This is a genomic window from Kyrpidia sp., assembly GCF_023512215.1.
Lineage (GTDB): Bacteria > Bacillota > Bacilli > Kyrpidiales > Kyrpidiaceae > Kyrpidia > Kyrpidia spormannii.
On the sequence record NZ_JAILZZ010000001.1, the window covers coordinates 146202 to 163963 of the forward strand.

General features: G+C 58.7%; 17 protein-coding genes. All 17 read right to left on the bottom strand.

The annotated features are described in order from the left end of the window. Positions 1 to 6: 6 nt before the first annotated feature. The 17 genes from K6T64_RS00755 to K6T64_RS00835 all read right to left on the bottom strand — a co-directional run bounded on the left by K6T64_RS00755 (position 7) and on the right by K6T64_RS00835 (position 17750). Positions 7 to 1443, bottom strand: a complete 1437-nt coding sequence (locus tag K6T64_RS00755; protein WP_288008212.1) for a putative amidoligase domain-containing protein — start codon at positions 1441 to 1443, stop codon at positions 7 to 9. Between the two features lie 69 nt (positions 1444 to 1512). Then, entirely contained in the window at positions 1513 to 2880 is a 1368-nt protein-coding gene (locus tag K6T64_RS00760; RefSeq protein WP_288008213.1) for a YheC/YheD family endospore coat-associated protein, read from the bottom strand. 6 nt (positions 2881 to 2886) lie between these two features. Next, complete coding sequence (locus K6T64_RS00765; protein WP_288008214.1) at positions 2887 to 4218, bottom strand: YheC/YheD family endospore coat-associated protein; 1332 nt, start codon at positions 4216 to 4218, stop codon at positions 2887 to 2889. Positions 4219 to 4254: 36 nt separating this feature from the next. After that, the gene (gene cotE / locus K6T64_RS00770) at positions 4255 to 4782 is read right to left on the bottom strand and encodes an outer spore coat protein CotE (RefSeq protein ID WP_013075608.1); all 528 of its coding nucleotides are present in this window, start codon (positions 4780 to 4782) and stop codon (positions 4255 to 4257) included. 233 nt (positions 4783 to 5015) lie between these two features. Beyond that, positions 5016 to 5972 (bottom strand): dipeptidase, encoded by a 957-nt coding sequence (locus K6T64_RS00775; protein ID WP_170085607.1) that lies wholly within the window; start codon positions 5970 to 5972, stop codon positions 5016 to 5018. A 108-nt stretch (positions 5973 to 6080) separates the two neighbouring features. Next, on the bottom strand, positions 6081 to 6341 hold the full coding sequence (spoVS, locus tag K6T64_RS00780) for a stage V sporulation protein SpoVS (protein ID WP_013075606.1): 261 nt from the start codon (positions 6339 to 6341) through the stop codon (positions 6081 to 6083). Between the two features lie 127 nt (positions 6342 to 6468). Continuing rightward, the gene (locus K6T64_RS00785) at positions 6469 to 7281 is read right to left on the bottom strand and encodes a TIGR00282 family metallophosphoesterase (protein WP_170099376.1); all 813 of its coding nucleotides are present in this window, start codon (positions 7279 to 7281) and stop codon (positions 6469 to 6471) included. Between the two features lie 44 nt (positions 7282 to 7325). Then, on the bottom strand, positions 7326 to 8855 hold the full coding sequence (gene rny, locus K6T64_RS00790; RefSeq protein WP_100669318.1) for a ribonuclease Y: 1530 nt from the start codon (positions 8853 to 8855) through the stop codon (positions 7326 to 7328). Positions 8856 to 9033: 178 nt separating this feature from the next. Further along, positions 9034 to 9519, bottom strand: coding sequence for a regulatory protein RecX (locus tag K6T64_RS00795; RefSeq protein ID WP_288008215.1), 486 nt, complete (start codon positions 9517 to 9519; stop codon positions 9034 to 9036). Beyond that, positions 9512 to 10567, bottom strand: coding sequence for a recombinase RecA (gene recA, locus K6T64_RS00800; protein ID WP_288008216.1), 1056 nt, complete (start codon positions 10565 to 10567; stop codon positions 9512 to 9514). The genes K6T64_RS00795 and recA overlap by 8 nt, the downstream gene beginning before the upstream one ends. Positions 10568 to 10738: 171 nt before the next feature. Continuing rightward, the gene (locus tag K6T64_RS00805; protein WP_100667740.1) at positions 10739 to 12319 is read right to left on the bottom strand and encodes a DEAD/DEAH box helicase; all 1581 of its coding nucleotides are present in this window, start codon (positions 12317 to 12319) and stop codon (positions 10739 to 10741) included. A gap of 4 nt (positions 12320 to 12323) precedes the next feature. Further along, positions 12324 to 13595 (bottom strand): competence/damage-inducible protein A, encoded by a 1272-nt coding sequence (locus K6T64_RS00810; RefSeq protein WP_288008217.1) that lies wholly within the window; start codon positions 13593 to 13595, stop codon positions 12324 to 12326. 44 nt (positions 13596 to 13639) lie between these two features. Then, positions 13640 to 14221, bottom strand: a complete 582-nt coding sequence (gene pgsA / locus K6T64_RS00815; RefSeq protein ID WP_100667742.1) for a CDP-diacylglycerol--glycerol-3-phosphate 3-phosphatidyltransferase — start codon at positions 14219 to 14221, stop codon at positions 13640 to 13642. After that, positions 14222 to 15550, bottom strand: coding sequence for a 30S ribosomal protein S12 methylthiotransferase RimO (gene rimO / locus K6T64_RS00820; protein WP_170085613.1), 1329 nt, complete (start codon positions 15548 to 15550; stop codon positions 14222 to 14224). An 88-nt stretch (positions 15551 to 15638) separates the two neighbouring features. Next, positions 15639 to 16130 carry a YajQ family cyclic di-GMP-binding protein gene (locus K6T64_RS00825; protein ID WP_100669320.1) on the bottom strand — a complete coding sequence of 164 codons (492 nt, stop codon included), beginning with the start codon at positions 16128 to 16130 and terminating at the stop codon, positions 15639 to 15641. A gap of 151 nt (positions 16131 to 16281) precedes the next feature. Next, entirely contained in the window at positions 16282 to 16878 is a 597-nt protein-coding gene (locus K6T64_RS00830; protein ID WP_100667744.1) for a YhcN/YlaJ family sporulation lipoprotein, read from the bottom strand. An 80-nt stretch (positions 16879 to 16958) separates the two neighbouring features. Further along, a complete protein-coding gene (locus K6T64_RS00835) occupies positions 16959 to 17750 on the bottom strand; it encodes a helix-turn-helix domain-containing protein (RefSeq protein ID WP_170085615.1) in 792 nt (263 codons plus the stop codon). Positions 17751 to 17762: the final 12 nt, after the last annotated feature.

Genomic DNA, 17762 nt, shown 5'->3' on the forward strand with positions numbered 1-17762 from the left:
ATCCCGTCATCGAGCCGCGGCCCTAGCCCGGGCCTTTCGTTTTGGTATCGAAATATCCCACGTTTCTCGGATGTCCACTGATTCATCCCATGTCAGATCTTGCTCAATCATCCAAGGAATGACCGACAGATAATCTTCATAGGTCTCGAATAGGGAAGAACGTTTTAAGTGCTCCCACACCGAAAAAAATACCGGCTTCAGAACGGAACGATTTCCCGTGTAAAAGGCTTCTTGAACCTCTGGGTCGAGGAAAGGCCATTCGGTGAAATGCTCGAACTCCCGAGCCGCGATGTCGGCGAGACATAACACGGCGGTGGAGATTTCCGGGGAGACGAGCCAACTGCCCGGCGTCCGATACTCGAACCCACCGTGGGGTTTTCGCCGGATATCCCCCAGAAACCCGTATTTTTGCCGGCGCACCCGGGCGGTGAGAGGTTCTTCCAGCAAAGCCACCGGAAGGCCGACATAGGTGTCTAGCATGCGCACCAATCGGCTTCCGGGCGCCACCCCGCTGAAATGTATATGCCCGCCGATGGGAAAACCCCGAAAGGGCATCGATCCCGCCACCCACTTAATTTTTCGCGAAGGGCACAGCTGGGCGGCTTCCGTCAATGCACTCCGGATATGTTCGACGAGTCTCAGCGGTGAGGTGGCAGCCGGCGGTCGAATTTCCGCCAAAGGTAAAAGACTGGCATCTCCATGCAGTGTGCGATCGTCGCATCCCACTTCGCCCTTTCGTGGAAAATAACGGGACGCCGGCACGATTTTGCCCGTCTTGCCCCGAAGCATAAACTCCAGGTCCGCCCCCAACATCAATCGAGCCGAACCCCGGGGCCTGGCGAGAGTTTCTACATACCGCGCAATTCCATTCTTGAACAGGTCTAGAAGCCGGCCGGTCAAGACCGGGGTGGGTGATACGTCCAGTACGAACAGGCGCCCCTTTGGACCAACCCCCAGGCTCACCAGGCCAAAATCCAACCCAAGGGCATGGGTGGCTCGCAGCGCCAGCCGGCAGGCGCGAATGGTCTCTCGGTCCGCATCCTCCGGGATTTCCACATAATCATCCCGAATTCGGCTCAGTCGCTTGTTCAGCCAGATATTGCGGTCTTCCGAGCGAAAACAAGACAGGGTCGCGTGGTCGAAAACCGGAATTCGGTATTGGCGGATCAGATTCAACCGCCGAATCTCCGATTCCGGGGACTCCTTTGGGGTATGAATGCCGTAGCGGGCCAACAGCGTCCATATCCGTTCCCGCACCGAAGCGTCGGCCAAAGCCCGGCGACTGTTCAGGACGACTCCCGGAGGGTCCGGAACATCGGTCAGGCCCCATCGAATGGTCACGTCGGGCTCCCGGACAGACTCCCGGTCTTCAAACCTTTGTGACAATAGACGTTCTAGCCGTTTTGCCGAGGCCTGGCCGGTGTGGATAACGGTGACTGGCACGCGGTTCCCCCCTTTCCCACGTCCGCCGGACATTCCGGCCCAAAACGCCGGCCGCCCTATCGACGGCCGTCAGGGAGAAAACCCGGCGAGAGATTTTGCGTAAGCGACTGGGCGGAGAAATGATCTCTCGAGCAGCCGTTCATCGCCTTCGTCGGTATCCGGCGATTTCCACGGCTTTGCATTCACCTCGATAATCCAAACACCGCCGCGGTCGTCCACCCCGAGATCCACACCCATCTCCCCCAATTGGAGGCCCGAGCTCTCCTCCACCACTTGCGCCACGTTGTGCGCCGTGCGAGTCAACCGCCGCACCAACCCTCGCTCCGCCGAAAGACCCAAAGCCATGTGAGGCAGCACTTTTTCTACACGCTCCGCCCGCCCCCCGGCGGCCAGATTGGAAGCGACCTCACCGGGATGTGAGATGCGCACGAACATTTTGGTGCGCTTCCAGGCCCGGGACTCGTCTTTTTGCATCAATGCCCGAACGTCCCACACCCGACCTTCGAGGGAAGGAATCGGGATCGTTCGTTGTAGAATATAACGCCGGCGACGGAGGAAACGATGATGCTGTTCAAACCACGCCCGGGGATCCTTGGCGACCCCCGTCTCTGTCCGCCCGGGACCTTTACGCCAGCGGTACAAGGCCTGCCCGTTGACCGCCAGTTGCACCCGGACCAACCCCTGCCCCAGACTCCCCCGGGCCGGTTTCATGTAAATGTCTCCCCATTCCACAAGAAATTGGGTCCCCTGGCCCGGCGCCCGGTAAAGAGTGGTAGCCGGGAGTTGGCGGCGGGTGCGGTCATCGGCGGAGAGCCATTGGAACATCGTCCATTTGTCAAAGAAACCCGCGTTAAAATAGCGCGGGTACAAAAGCCGGATGAGTTTGGTCCTGGATTCTTTGACATCCGGGCGGTCCTCAAATCTGCGAGAAACCACCTGATCGTAAACCACATCCGGCAAGGGAAATGTGCCCATGGTCCATTTTCGTTCGTCATTCCAATAAACTCCCCGGACCGTGCCCTTGGTCCATTGAATTTCTAAGGGAGAAAAAACGTAGGTTAAGACGCCCAGCGTCCGTCCAGCCTCGGACAGCCGTTCAAAAACTGGCGCCTGAGCCCCGGTGAGTTGCCCTTTTTTCCGGCGAACTCGGGCCATGATGGCCAGAAGTGGACCGATCCGTAAGAGGTTTTCCGCTTCATCCCACAGAACATGGACGTCCAACACGTTTTCATCAGGCAAAGACAACCTTTTCCAGATGTCTCCGGCCAGGTGTACCCCGTTCGCTTCCTTCATCGGAACGAGCCGGGCGATGGTTTCATGGTGACCGTGTCGCAATGTCACCTCCGACCGGCGTCCACCGAGCAGGGTATCCGGAACGGTCAATATTCCCTGTAAACCGTCCGCCCGGTGCACCATTAAACGGGTCACCTGCGCCACAGGTCATCACTCCTCCGATGGGCCGGTTCTCTCTTCGGCCAGATCCGCCGTCATGTACCCAGTTGCGTATTTAACATATTCGAAGGGCTTTCGAATTGACAATTGGCGCAAGGCTGGATCGATTTGCTTCAGGGTCGATCGACCCGGACGTGGATTTACATCCAATATCCACCATTCACCGCTCTTATCCAGCAACAAATCCATCCCGAGTTCCACCAGGTGGGGGAACAACTCGCCCACTGCTTCAGCCACCGATAAGGCCAGGGCAGTTCCCCGTTCCCGTTCCCCATCCTGAAGGATTTCGTCGACGGGGAGAACCTTCCCTCCTAAGGAGACATTGGTGGGGCCATCCTCCTCCGGAGCAAGACGTGCCACCACGGCGGTGACATCCCAAGCTCCGGATCCCCCGCGTTGGACGAACCAGCGAAAATCCACGGGGCGTCCAAAAGCCGTCAGGGGGATGCGGGCCTCTTGGACGATGTAAGCCCGGTGCCCTGCCACCCGGTGCCAATCCGACAGGCGGAGCGGAATAGTCCACATGCCCTGGGCTGGGCTCGGGTCGAACCGACACCATCGAATCGTTTCCCCCCGCCGCTCCAACAGCAAGAGGTCCCGGCCGCCGCTTCCCCGGCGGGGTTTGGCGTAAACCCGGCCAAAGCGAAGAAGAGCGGCCTCCGCCCGGCGGAGAGACATGGGCCGCGTCCAGGGAATGTGATCGCCGAAACCTTGTAAAAGGAGAAATTTTGTGATTCTCCATTTATCCCCGATATCTGGTGCAAGGTTTAGGAGACCCGTCTCTTTGGCCTCTCGTAACCCACGGGGAGGACCCAAACGTTCTCCCCGCCTCCACAGGGCATCGGGCATGGGGCCCGGTCGTCGTATCCAGCCGTTTTTGCTGGACCACCCCCATGCCCGAAGGCTGTCCGGTGACGATTGGGGATCGAGCACGTAGGCGAGGACGCCCATGTCCCTGGCTCCAACCAGGGCGTCCCGAGCCCAAGCAGTCTGGGCGCCAAAGGCGGGGGTAGGCGATCGACGGCGAACCGGCAACCATAAAGCAACGACGGGACCGAGCTCGAGCTGTGTCCCGCCCCATTTTGCATGAATTCGGTCGCCCCGCTGCAGGCCCAGCCGGCGCAACACGGGGCGTGCCATCAACAAGATATTCGGATCGAGAATGTGGGACCGAATCTGAACTGTACAAACTGGCCCCAAACCGGCTCGGATCTGCACGGACGACCCCTGCTGCATGCCATATCGACGCAGCAGGGGCGCCGCAGCATAAATCACGTCCCGGGTGTGTACCAGGGATTCGATCCGCAAGGGCCCTTCCACCATGGGCAACACCCCATCCCGTCGCCACCCCGCGCCGGCTCACGCCATTTCCTCGGCTTCGTCCTCGATCAGGTCTTCATCTTCATCTTTTTTACCCGGCGGTTCGCAGACCATCACGAACAGCTTCGTGCGTCCGATTACTTCTGCCGCAAGCTCTTTTTCCACCCGGACGGCAATGTCGGTGCCGCCGGATGCAATTACAGCATCCAGGCAGTGGGGCGGCTGAATAACTTTGACCATCACTTCCCGGCGATCCTGCAGACAGTGGGGGTCCAGATCCCGCAGGGGAATCTGCTCCACATAAGACACGGTGTCTTTTGCCACAGCGGTTTCACTGTTGTTGTTGTATGCATACCAGACATTGATGTCCATTCTCCCCCGAACTTCCACCAAGTCGCCGATCAAATGACCCTCGTAGGTGTGATTCATTACCCAACATCCCCCGATGGTGGACGGTCGGTTCGTGGGATGAATCGTGTACGTCATTTGCGAATACCGGCTGCCTCGACCGCACACAGCATCGGTAATGATCTCGCGGCACCCTGCGTCTCTCGCTGTGCTTGCCACGATACTCCCTCCCCTTTATGCCAAGTTCTTCTCTGCAACGCCCGGGGTTGGTGAGGACGGTAAAAACAGGCGCATGTTTAGTACCAATTCTATGCGGGGCATCTGCCTTTGGTGCTGCGGCCCGGTCGTCCCCGTGCCCACGAAAAAAGCCGATCCCTCCGCGGAGATCGGCGCCCCCTTTCTTTTCAACCCACCGGCGTCCCTTGCTCGTCTCCCTCTGCGCGGGGAACTTCTCACGTTCCCGAGGGACCCGGAGCCAGGGCCTGATCAAAGAGATCCCGCCAATTGTCCCACAATAATCGCCGGGCTGTTTCCTCGCCGAAACGGGCTTTCAGGGCCCGCTCCAAGGCCGGATATTGGGCTGCGGTCTCCATGCCTTCCAAGACTTCGTCGGTCCCGTCAAAATCCGATCCGAAGGCCACATGGCGATCCCCGGCGACCTCCAGAGCGTGCTCGATGTGCCGAAGAAGATCATCCAATCCCCCCTTGGGCCCGAGAAACGCGGGTACAAAGGCTATGCCCAGTACGCCGCCGAGTTCGGCTAACGCTTTGAGTTGGCCATCGGACAGGTTGCGGCGATGGGGCCAGACCGCTTTTATCCCGGCATGGGTGCACACCACCGGCCCCCGGGCTTCCCGCAGGACATCCCAAAAGGCCGCCTCGCCCAGATGAGCCACATCCACCACGCCGGACCGCTGCCAGACCTCCCGAACAAAGCGGCGCCCCAGAGCCGTCAACCCGCCCCCCCGGGGTTCTCCGACACCATCGGCCAACTCGTTGGCCTCGTTCCACGTCAGTCCCACTATCCGCACCCCGAGGTGCATGCACAGGGAGAGACGCTCGACACTGCCCTCGAGTGCGGAACACCCTTCGAGGCACAACAAGCCGTATATCGTCTGAGATTTCTCTGCCAGGGCCACATCCTCCCGATACAAAAGGGGACGTACCCGCTCCCCATCCCCCACGATCCGATCGTGAAAGGACGCTGCCTGGGTGAGGAGCATGTTCCACCCTTCGGCGGCGGGGCGGTCCGGGGGCACAAACAGGGGAAACCCCAGAACCTTGACTCCACCTTGCACCAAGCGGTGCCAACCCGCTGCCAATGACGATGTCGACCCGTAGAAATCTTCCCGCTCGGCGGCGATACGCCACAGCACATCGGCATGGGCATCCCATACTCTGCGCTCCAACCGGTTTCCCCCCCTAGATCCGAACAAACGAAAAGCCTGTTTGTCAAGAGGAGCAAACAGGCGTTGTCCAATAATCATCTTGACATCGGTGATGTCGGTCCCTGTGCCTCAGCGAGGTTCGACGATCAACTTGATCGCCGTCCGCTCTTCCCCATCGATCAAAATATCGGTGAAGGCGGGGATGCAAATCAAGTCGATTCCACTGGGCGCTACGAATCCTCGTGCGATCGCTACGGCTTTCACTGCTTGATTGAGGGCCCCGGCCCCAATCGCTTGGATTTCCGCCGCGCCGCGTTCCCGCAATACGCCGGCCAGGGCTCCGGCAACAGAATTGGGGTTGGATTTTGCTGAAACTTTTAATACTTCCATCGTGAGGTTCCTCCCTTGCTGTTGGGTTGAGAAGGACATTGATACTTATATTCGCGGTTCCTTTAGGAAATTCCTTTTTTCAATGGCTATTATTCGAAAAATTCTTCTCCCGGAAACCCGACCCGGATCATGGGCGTTCAAAAGTCGCCCCGTCGGGCCAGGGATGGTCGGGGGTAATGAACACCCTGCGGATTGCCGCGCAGCGTCCGTTTTCGTCTTCACAATCGATGATCGCCGCCGAAAACTGGCAATCCCCATCGGCCACTTCAAAGCGCGCCGGCAGATGGGTGATCATTTTATGAAGAATCGGCTCTTTTTTCATGCCGATGATGCCGTTAAAGGGACCGGTCATTCCTACGTCGGTGATATATCCCGTGCCCCCTGGCAGAATTCGCTCGTCCGCCGTCTGCACGTGGGTGTGGGTTCCCACCACCGCGCTGACCCGGCCGTCAAAATACCACGCAAGCGCCTGCTTTTCCGACGTGGTTTCCGCATGCACGTCCACCACGATCCATGTCGCCTGGTCGGCGATTTCTTCCAGCACCGCGGAGAGGACCGCCAGGGGATCGTCCCATTCCCCCATGAAAGCCCGGCCCAATACGTTGACAATGGCGAGCTGACGGCCGCCAACGGAACACAGCGCATAACCCTGGCCGGGAGCCAGGCGAAAATTCGCGGGCCGAACCAGGCGCTTCTCCTGATCGATGAAATCGAAAATCTTGGGGTGGTCCCAGACGTGATTTCCCATGGTTATAAAGTCGATCCCGTGGTCAAACAACCATTCGGCCAGATTGGGAGTGATTCCCCGCCCGTCCGCGACATTCTCGCCGTTTGCAATCACGATATCCGCTTGGACCACGTCCTGAACCCGGGGAAGATAGCGCTCCACAGCCTGTCTTCCCGGGCTTCCCACGATATCCCCGATAAATAGAATCCGCACCCTGTGACATCCTCTCTAAAAAATAAGGTAGCCTGACGGCTACCTTATTTTGCGTATTCGACGGCTCTGGTCTCGCGGATCACCGTGACTTTAATATGCCCAGGATAGTCGAGCTCGTTTTCAATGCGCTTGGATATCTCCCGAGCCATGCGTACCGATTCTGCGTCGTCGATCAGCTCAGGTTTGACGATAATACGAATCTCTCTGCCGGCCTGAATGGCGTAGGACTTCTCCACACCTTCGAAGGACTCCGCAATCTCCTCAAGGCGCTCCAGCCGCTTAATGTACACGTCCAGACTTTCCCTCCGGGCCCCGGGTCGCGCTGCGGAAATCGCATCCGCTGCCCCTACCAGAATGGAGATCGCCGAGGTGTATTCCGTGTCTCCGTGATGGGCTCCAATGGCGTTGAGCACCACGGGATGCTCCTTATACTTTCGGGCCAGGTCCAGACCGATCTCAACATGGGACCCTTCCACTTCATGGGTGATCGCCTTGCCGATATCGTGCAATAAACCGGCCCGTTTCGCCAATTGTACATCAAGGCCGAGTTCGGCTGCCATTAAACCCGCCAGATGAGCAACCTCCACAGAGTGTTTCAGCACATTCTGCCCATAGCTGGTCCGGTACTTCAGCCGGCCGAGGATCTTCACCAAATCGGGGTGCAGGCCCGCCACCCCGGTTTCAAACACCGCCTGCTCCCCTTCTTCCCGAATCCGCTCTTCGACTTCCCGACGGGCTTTCTCCACCATCTCTTCAATCCTGGCCGGATGAATGCGGCCGTCCGCCACCAGTTTTTCAAGAGCCACCCGGGCAACCTCCCGCCGGATGGGATCAAAACCCGACAGAATCACAGCTTCCGGGGTATCGTCGATGATCAGATCAATCCCCGTCAGGGTTTCCAGGGCCCGGATGTTTCGCCCTTCGCGACCGATAATCCGGCCTTTCATCTCGTCATTGGGCAGGTTGACCACCGACACGGTGGTTTCCGCGACGTGGTCGGCGGCAAAGCGCTGGATCGCGGTGACCACAATATCCCGGGCCTTCTTTTCCGCTTCGTGGCGCGCTTGTTGCTCAATCTCTTTGATCATGATGGCCGCGTCGTGGCGGCACTCTCGCTCCACGCTCCCCAGGATCGTCTCCCTCGCCTGCTCCCGGGTTAAGCCGGAGATTCTTTCCAACTCCGCCATCTGCCGGTGCACCATCTGCTCCGCTTCCGCCCGGAGATGTTCAACCTCGCGCTCGCGCTGGGCTACCGCCTCGAGCTTTCGTTCCACGGACTCCGTTTTTCGGTCCAGGTGTTCCTCTTTCTGAAGAAGGCGCCGCTCCAGCCGCTGCAACTCGGTTCGCTGTTCGCGAATCTCCCGTTCCGCCTCCGAGCGAATTCGATGGGCTTCTTCCTTCGCCTCGATCAGCGCTTCCTTCCGGGTGCGCTCCGCTTCCCGGCCCGCTTCCTCTAACATGTCTGTAACGCGTTGTTCAGCCGTGCGGACCTTTCCTTCAGCCACAGCCCGGCGAATCCAATATCCAATCCCGGCCCCGATCAATAATGCGGCCAGGATAGACACCCCATACATCCACACGATCCATCGCCCCTTTGCTCAGGATAACGGACCTGAGCATGGACGCAGAACACACGCCGGCACCCATCCCTTGTACCGGGTGCGGATCGGTATGCTACGGCCGCCGCGTTCGGCAGAGACCGGAAAAACTTCTCATACGCATTACCTATTGTACGGGGTGTGTCAATAGTTGTCAACTACCGCCCATCTGCTCATCATCCCAGGATGCCACCAGACTAAAAGCCAGATCCCGGTCAAACCCGTTCTGCATCAACCCTCGATACGCCTTGGCCCGCCAGGTTGTGAGGTCGTCGTTCCGATGCCGGCGGCGGTGAAGGCGCAACCACCTTATGGCCGCTTGTTTTTCCCGGTCTTTCGGGATGGCCGCCAGGGCTCGATCGATGTCTTCGCCCCGGACCCCCTGACGGGTCAATTCCCACCGAGCTCGCCAGATGCTGGTCCGGCCCGCCTCCACGCGTATCTCCAGCCAGCGCCGGGCGTAGGCGACGTCGTCGATCCACCCTCGCTCCCGCAAGCGGTCAATCACCCGGTCCACCACCTCAACCGGATGGCCCTGTCTTTGCAAATGTTCTCTCACCTGGGCTGCCGACCGGGACCTTCGCGCCAAATATTGGAGCGCGCGGTTCCACGCTTCGACTTCGCCGGTAGTTTCACTCATCGAAAAACTCACCTTCGTCCGACCCGATCAAGCCCGATGCGGGGCGGGCCCCCGCCGAGCCCTCGGCGTGGCACAGGCTGCGAATCTTTCCTTCGATACGATCGGCGATCTCCGGGTGTTCCTTTAGAAATTGCTTGGCGTTTTCCCGGCCCTGGCCCAATCGCTCACCTTCGAAGGAATACCAGGCCCCGCTCTTTTCGATGACATCCATCTCCACTCCCAAATCGACAATGCTGCCCTCCCGGGAGATTCCTTCCCCGAACATGATGTCCACATCCGCTTGTTTAAAAGGAGGGGCGACCTTGTTTTTTACCACCTTAATCCGAGTCCGGTTTCCGACCAGTTCGTTCCCTTGTTTGAGAGCCTCTGCTCGCCGCACTTCCAGGCGCACTGAGGAGTAAAACTTCAGCGCCCGCCCACCGGTGGTGGTCTCGGGATTGCCGAACATGACGCCGACTTTCTCCCGAATCTGGTTGATAAAAATTGCGATCGTCCGGGACTTGGAAATCGCCCCGGAAAGCTTACGCAACGCTTGGGACATGAGTCTGGCCTGCAGACCCACGTGGGAATCTCCCATGTCCCCCTCCAGTTCGGCTTTGGGAACCAGCGCAGCCACCGAGTCAATCACAATAATATCCACTGCGCCGCTGCGCACCAAAGCCTCGGCGATCTCCAGAGCTTGTTCCCCCGTATCCGGTTGGGAAATCAACAGCTCATCGATGTTGACGCCAAGATTGCGGGCATACACGGGGTCCAAGGCGTGCTCAGCATCGATAAACGCCGCTTGTCCGCCCAACTTCTGTACCTCGGCGATGGCGTGCAAAGCCACCGTCGTCTTGCCCGAAGACTCCGGACCGTAAATCTCGATCACACGCCCCCGGGGGAATCCACCGACCCCCAAAGCAATGTCTAACGCCAAAGCACCGGTAGAGACCACTTCGACGTTCATACTCGCCTGGGCCTCTCCCAGTTTCATAATCGAACCTTTCCCGAATTGTTTCTCAATCTGGCGCAGCGCCATGTCCAGTGCCGCCTTCCGATCCGCCACCCCTGCCCACTCCTTCCCTTCTTCTCGCTTGACTAATTCGCCCCGGGGCCCGTCCGTTCCTGCTAACCTTTGTGCGTCTTTATTATAGCAAAGCTTGACCGTCACGAACATTCGTTTGGGATCTGTGGCGAAAAAAATCCCCGCCGGGGCGGGGATTCACCGCCCGGGCCTTCAGGCCCGGCGGCTTCGAGGGCGCGCCGGTTCCAAGTTCACCCGAAGTCCATTGATGCGCGCCTGGCGCAGCGCCTCGAATACAAAGGGTGCCGATTCCTCCTCCACTTCGACGAAGGCGAACCGATCATACAAGTCGATCTTGCCGATCGCCTGACCGGGGATGCCCGTCTCCTCCGAAATCATCCGCACAAGATCCCCGGGTCCCACATTGGCGCTGCGTCCAATGTTCAGGAAAAAGCGGACCATGCCAGGGGATGCCCCGGTCTCGCCAAAATCGTAGTCCTCCTCCTCACCGGTGTGCAGATCGTCGGCGCTGGCCAGTTTCAAAGCGGCGGCGGCCAGATCCACCGGGTCGAACTCGTCTACGAGAGAGCCGAGAATGGCGCGGTAATTGGCGATTCCGCCCTCTTGGACCGTGCGCCGCAACCGCTCCCGCCAGTTTTCAGCTACCCGTTCCGCCACATCCGCCAACGTGGGGACCTCCCGCCCCACCAAGGGAGCTTTGGTCTCCCTCTCGATTTGTTTCAGCAATTTGAACTCCCGGGGTGTTACCAAGGTAATGGCCAGTCCCCGCCGACCGGCCCTGCCCGTCCGGCCGATCCGATGCACATACGATTCTGGATCCTGGGGAATGTCATAGTTAATCACGTGGGTGACATTGGTCACGTCGATCCCCCGGGCCGCGACATCCGTGGCCACCAGAAACTCGATATCCCCATTGCGGAATTTTTTCATCACCCGATCCCGCTGGGCCTGGGACAAATCGCCGTGAAGTCCGTCGACGAGATACCCCCGGGACAGGAGTGCCTCGGTGAGCTCATCCACCCCACGCTTGGTGCGGCAAAAAATGATGCCGAGCGACACGTCCTCGCTGTCGATGATCCGGCACAAGCTTTCCAGCTTGTTGCGTTCCAGCACTTTATAGTAGATCTGATCAATCAGGGGGACGGTCATTTCCCCCCGGTTGACCGTCACGTGCTCCGGATTTTTCATGTACCGGACTGCCAACTGTTTCACTTCGTGGGGGAATGTGGCCGAAAACAAGAGCGTTTGGCGTTCCTGGGGTGTCTCCTTCAAAATCGCCTCAATATCTTCGATGAACCCCATATCCAACATCTCATCCGCTTCGTCCAGAACCACGGTGCGCACTTTGTCTAACTTCAAGGTACCCCGGCGCAAATGGTCCAACACCCGCCCGGGAGTTCCAATGACCACTCCCACGCCCTGCTGGAGCGCCCGAATCTGGTGACCAATGGATTGCCCGCCATAGATCGGCAGCGTCCTCACTCTGGCATACTTCGCGATTTTGCGCAACTCCCCGGCCACCTGGATCGCCAATTCCCGGGTAGGAGTGAGGATCAAGGCCTGAACGTGCCGACCCGTACCCATCATCTCAATAATCGGCACCCCGAAGGCCGCAGTTTTCCCCGTTCCCGTCTGAGCTTGACCAATGACGTCTTTTCCTTGCAACACCAGAGGAATACAAGCTGCCTGAATCGGAGAAGGTTCTTCGAATCCCATATCATCAATGGCTTGCTGCACTCTTCGGCTCAATTGAAAATCAGTAAATGTTGTCATTCTCTCACCTTTCTGCAGGACTTAACCCTTCATCCATCGCCCCGAGTTTTCGCCACAGGGCGAACAGTGCCGCTTTGGCGGCCCGAATGCGCACTTGGCGGCGGTCTCCACGAAATCGAAATTCTTTTACCCAAGAATCCGCATTCCGATGATGGACTGCGATATACACCAAACCCACCGGTTTTGTCTCCGTACCGCCGTCCGGCCCAGCGATCCCGGTAATTCCAATTCCCCAGTCCGCTCCGAGATGCTCGGCGACTCCCTGAGCCATCTGGATGGCCACCGGTTCGCTCACCGCTCCGAGCCGTTCCAGGATCTCCCCGGAAACGCCCAGAACCGCTTTCTTCACATCATTGCTATACGATATCACTCCGCCGACAAAATACCGGGAACTCCCAGGAACGTTGGTGATCATCTCTCCCAGGAGCCCGCCGGTGCAGCTCTCGGCGGTGGCAACGGTCATTCCTCGGGCTTGTAAAACTCGCCCCACGGCCACCTCCAGGGTTTCCTCGTCGACGCCGTAGATATATCGCCCCAAGCGCCGGCGCAGCTCTGCCTCCAGCGGCGCGATCCGCTCCCACGCCTCTTTTTCCGAGGCAGCCCGGGCGGTTAACCGGAGAGTGACCTCCCCTTCGGCGGCCAAAGGGGCCAGCGTCGGGTTATCTTGGGCGGCCAACAAATCGGCAATCCGTTCCGCCAGGTGTGATTCGCCGATCCCGTAAAGGCGAAGCACCCGGGAACGAATGGTTTCGTTCCCGCCCATCCAGGTTTGCACCAACGGAATCACCGATTCCCTGACCATGGGTTCTAACTCCGTGGGGGGGCCGGGTAAAAGGACGTACCGCCGCCCCTCCGCCTCCACATACTGTCCCGGCGCCGTTCCCCGGGGATTGGGAATCATGTTCCCTCCCTGAATGACCATGGCCTGGCGGCGATTGTTTTCCGGCATGTCCCGGCCCAACCCAGAAAAATACCCTTCCACCGCACGAAGCGCTTCCGGGTGAAGCTCTAAAGGCCGCCCGAGAAACTCCGCCACCGTCTCCCGGGTCAAGTCGTCCTCGGTCGGCCCCAATCCGCCACACAAGATCACGAGGTCGGATCGCTGCCGGGCCGTCTGTAACACACTCAACAGCCTGCCTCGGTTATCCCCCACCACTGTATGGAAGTATACCCCAACCCCCGCCAGAGCCAATTGTTCCGAAACGAACCGGGCGTTGGTGTTGGCAATCTGCCCCAGCAAGAGTTCCGTACCCACAGCGATGATTTCCGCCTTCATCCCGCTGCCCCCGCCTCGTGATTCGAGTTTCCCGTCATGCTCGCTCAAGTTTTCCCAAACCCGATCACGTGTCTATTCTTCACGAAATAATCGATTCCGGAAATGACAGTGATCAGTACGGCCAGGTACATGATCCAGGCTGCCACCGGAATGCCGACGTACGCGAAAGGCAAATTGTTCATCATTAACGCGACGACCGCCACGATCTGGGTGACCGTCTTCAACTTACCCATCCGACTTGCGGCGATGACTGTGCCTTCCGCTGCCGCCACCAACCGCAATCCCGTCACCGCGAATTCCCGGCTGATGATGACGATCGCTTCCCAGGCTTCGACCCGGTGCATTTCCACCAGGGAAATGAGTACCGCCGAAATCAGGAGTTTGTCCGCCAAGGGATCGAGGAACTTCCCGAAGTTCGTGACAATCCTTCGCTTTCGCGCAATGTACCCGTCCAACCCGTCGGTGCTTGCGGCGACGACAAAAATCAGCGCAGCCACGATTTCATTGACCGTCAGCACATGCCCCGCCAGAGACACTCGACCGAAGTTATAATGCACCAAGAGGAAAAACATGACAACCGGCACCAGGAAAATGCGGGCGATGGTGATGCGGTTGGCCAGATTCACCTAGACGCCCTCCCCGGCCAGATCAAAATCGAAGGAATGGGTGATTCGCACTTTGACGAATTCCCCGGGCCGCCCGTTTACACCAGACACAAAAACCTGTCCGTCGATCTCCGGAGCGTCGTACTCGGAGCGACCGATCCAGATATCCGGGCGCCGGTCGTCTTGACGTTCGAGCAGGCAATCGATCACCTGGCCCACCCGGGCCGCTCCACGGGCCGCCGAGGCTTTTCGCCCCACTTCCATCAACCAGGCTGCCCGGCGCTCCTTTTCCGCTTCGGAAATCTGGCCTTCCATGGAAGCTGAAGGGGTACCTTCCTCCCGTGAGAAGGCAAAAACTCCGATCCGGTCAAAAGCCATCTCTTCTACGAAATCAGCCAGCCGCAAAAACTGTTCTTCGGTTTCCCCGGGAAACCCCACGATAAACGAACTGCGTATCGCCACGTTCGGTATGCGGGTTCGAATCCGCTCCAACAGCTTCCGAACTTGACTTTTTCGGCCCGGGCGATGCATGGCCCGAAGAACCTCGTCTTCGGAATGCTGCAGCGGCAAATCTACGTACTTGCACACCTTGGGCAACCCGGCCATCGCGTCGATCAACTCGTCGGTAAAATAACCCGGGTACGCATAATGCAGGCGAATCCACCGCAATCCATCCACATCGTTTAAGGCTGTTAACAGGTCGGGCAACCTTCGCCGACCGTACAAGTCCAAACCGTACTGGGTGGAGTCTTGGGCAATCAGACTGATCTCCCGAACCCCATCCGCGGCCAGGCGCCGAGCCTCTTCAACGATGGACGGGATCGGGCGGCTGCGAAACTTTCCGCGCATTAAGGGAATGGCACAAAAAGTGCAGCCGTGGTCACATCCTTCGGCGATTTTTACATAGGTAGAATACGGCAGACCAATTCGTTTTCGAGGAGTGACCTCGTCATAGAGATACACAGGATTTCCAAATCGCATCGGGTGCCTGCCCGCCAAAGCCTGTTCCACCACTTCCGGGACGCGGTGAAACTCGCCCGTTCCAAGCATCCCGTCAATCTCGGGAATCTCCCGCATGAGTTCCTCCTGATAACGCTGGGCGAGGCATCCGGCCACCACCAAGGCTTTACAATGACCGGTTTCTTTATACTGAGCCATCTGAAGGATCGTGTTCACCGATTCGGCCTTGGCTTGGTCGACGAACCCGCAGGTATTCACGACGATGACATCGGCCTCCTGGGGATCAGCGACCAAGTAAAACCCCCAGCGTTCCATGAGGCCCATCATCACCTCGGAATCCACCTGGTTTTTTTCACACCCGAGGGTGACCACCGCAATCCGACGCCCCATTACGAATCCTCCAACCGCCGTCGATTGACATGTACACTACAGTATACTCCAAACCTGTTGGGCGTGTACAGGCGCTCAGATTACCATTTTAACGAAAATTGGTAAACTGGACATCTAACGGAAGGTCCGCAGCTTTGACCAATTGAATGACTTTTTGCAGGTCATCCCGGCTTTTTCCGGAAACCCGCACTTGATCGCCTTGAACAGCTGCCTGGACTTTGAGCTTACTATCCTTCACGATTTTGACAATCCGTTTGGCGTTTTCCGCATCAATCCCTTGACGAATACTCACCCGTTGGCGCACCGCTCCCCCGGCGGCGGGCTCAATCTTGCCGGATTGCAGCGCTTTTAACGACACTCCGCGTTTAATCAGCTTTCCCTGAAGAATATCGATGACACTGCGGAGTTTATATTCATCGTCGCTGAGAATCACCAGTTCCTCCCCCTGGCGTTCCACGCGACTGACACTGCCTTTGAAATCAAAACGGGTCTCCAGTTCCTTCATCGTTTGATGGACGGCATTATCCACTTCCTGGAGGTCGACCCTGGAGACAATATCAAAACTATTCTCTTTGGCCACGGCACTCCCTCCCATCACCACGGTATATTATACCACAGTCCAGGGAGAAAAAAGGAAACCCGGAAACCGGGTGGTTTCCGGGTTCGCAGAGCCGCCGATGTCAACCGGGAGCATTCATCACCAATCTGGCTTTGCCTGTGATTGTAGTGCCTCAATAATAAGGTGCCGGCCACAGCCGTTGGACGAATGCCCGAAATTGATCGGCAACCCCTGAAACAGGTCGACCGTTTTGAAGATCTTGGGAGAACGTCTGAAACCGTTGCATCACCGCCGGGTTGGCGCTGACCCGGACGATGCGAATCGACGGATCCGCTTTTCGAATCACGTCGGTGACCCGTTGTTTCAATTGATTGGACACCGCCACATCGGTTTGTCCGTAAGTGGCTCCGCCGCTGGGTGAAGGACTGGGCGCTGGCTGTCCGGGCGCCACACCACCGGGTGCCGGCGGCCGTCCTTGGGTGGTTCCCTGATCCAAGGCCACATAGGCGGTATCTCCGGACACAAAGACCGTAGCGGCGCGAACGCCGGGAATCTGAACGACTTTTTGCGCCAGGTCGTCCGCCACCCGCACGCCCATTGCACGGGGTGCCGGCGCGGGCACCGGAGCCGGAGCCCCCCCCGGTGCTGGAGCCGGCGCGGGCGCCGGGGCCGGAGTTCCAGGATTGGCCTCTCGGGATACCCCGCATCCAGTTGCAAACAACGATATGGTCGCTGTCAATGTCATGGCGATCAACGTACGGCGATCCATGACAGTCCCCCTCTCACCCTAGGTACCGTTAGTATCGCCGCACCGATCGCAACTATGCGCAGCCTCCCCGACGCCGTGCCTCAGGAGGAGCTTTTCTTCACCGTATAGGTCAGGACGTCCCAGGTAACCGGCTCGAGCTCCTGACCATTGACCGTGACGGTTAACGAGGACGCCCGACCCGCCACAATCCTCACCTCCTGATTTCCTGTAAAGGTTCTGGTTTCCCCCGGTTGCAATGTCCTCTGCTCGACCGGGTGGCCGTCCGCTTCCGCATCAATCCAGCACGGATGGGGTCCGACCCGTAAAACGACCTGTAATTGATCCACCCTCTCCACATCCACCATATATTGAGAAGCATTGCGCTTCACCACTTGAAGCACCGGTTGAGGAGCCGCGGGGGCAGGAGGACGTTGGGTAGCCGGCGGGGTTGCTGGCAACTGTGAAGCGGTCGTGCCATTCGGTTGGGACGCAGGGGGCGCCGAACCGGGGTGCCGGTTTGCGAGAAACCAGTACCCGCCAAGCAACACGGCCAGGAGGGCCGCGCTCGCGGCAATTTGTGGGATGGCTCGGCGGATGCGGCCGGGCTGAGACAGGGTACTCACGTCCCCATTCCCTGAGACTTCCTGAGACAGCGGGGCGGCACGCGCCGACAGTCCCGACTGGATCAACACCTCATTTCCGTCCAATCCGAGAAACTCAGCGTACGCCCGTACAAACCCTCGGGCATAAACCCCTGGGGGCAGCGCACTCAGATCCCCCCGTTCAATCGCCTCTAGGTATACTGAACGGATTTTCGTCGCTTCGGCGACCTCCTCCAGAGTCAACCCCCGGCCCTCCCGGGTTTTCCGGAGCAATTGCCCGACGTCCTCCATGGCTCCTCCTCC

What these genes read in the sequence shown, in the direction of transcription:
- K6T64_RS00765 (WP_288008214.1), bottom strand. Translation starts at nt 4,218, where the DNA reads ATGGTGGAAGGGCCCTTGCGGATCGAATCCCTGGTACACACCCGGGAC.
- spoVS (WP_013075606.1), bottom strand. Translation starts at nt 6,341, where the DNA reads ATGGAAGTATTAAAAGTTTCAGCAAAATCCAACCCCAATTCTGTTGCC.
- rny (WP_100669318.1), bottom strand. Translation starts at nt 8,855, where the DNA reads ATGTATGGGGTGTCTATCCTGGCCGCATTATTGATCGGGGCCGGGATT.
- K6T64_RS00795 (WP_288008215.1), bottom strand. Translation starts at nt 9,519, where the DNA reads ATGAGTGAAACTACCGGCGAAGTCGAAGCGTGGAACCGCGCGCTCCAA.
- K6T64_RS00805 (WP_100667740.1), bottom strand. Translation starts at nt 12,319, where the DNA reads ATGACAACATTTACTGATTTTCAATTGAGCCGAAGAGTGCAGCAAGCC.
- K6T64_RS00810 (WP_288008217.1), bottom strand. Translation starts at nt 13,595, where the DNA reads ATGAAGGCGGAAATCATCGCTGTGGGTACGGAACTCTTGCTGGGGCAG.
- rimO (WP_170085613.1), bottom strand. Translation starts at nt 15,550, where the DNA reads ATGGGGCGTCGGATTGCGGTGGTCACCCTCGGGTGTGAAAAAAACCAG.
- K6T64_RS00830 (WP_100667744.1), bottom strand. Translation starts at nt 16,878, where the DNA reads ATGGATCGCCGTACGTTGATCGCCATGACATTGACAGCGACCATATCG.
- K6T64_RS00835 (WP_170085615.1), bottom strand. Translation starts at nt 17,750, where the DNA reads ATGGAGGACGTCGGGCAATTGCTCCGGAAAACCCGGGAGGGCCGGGGG.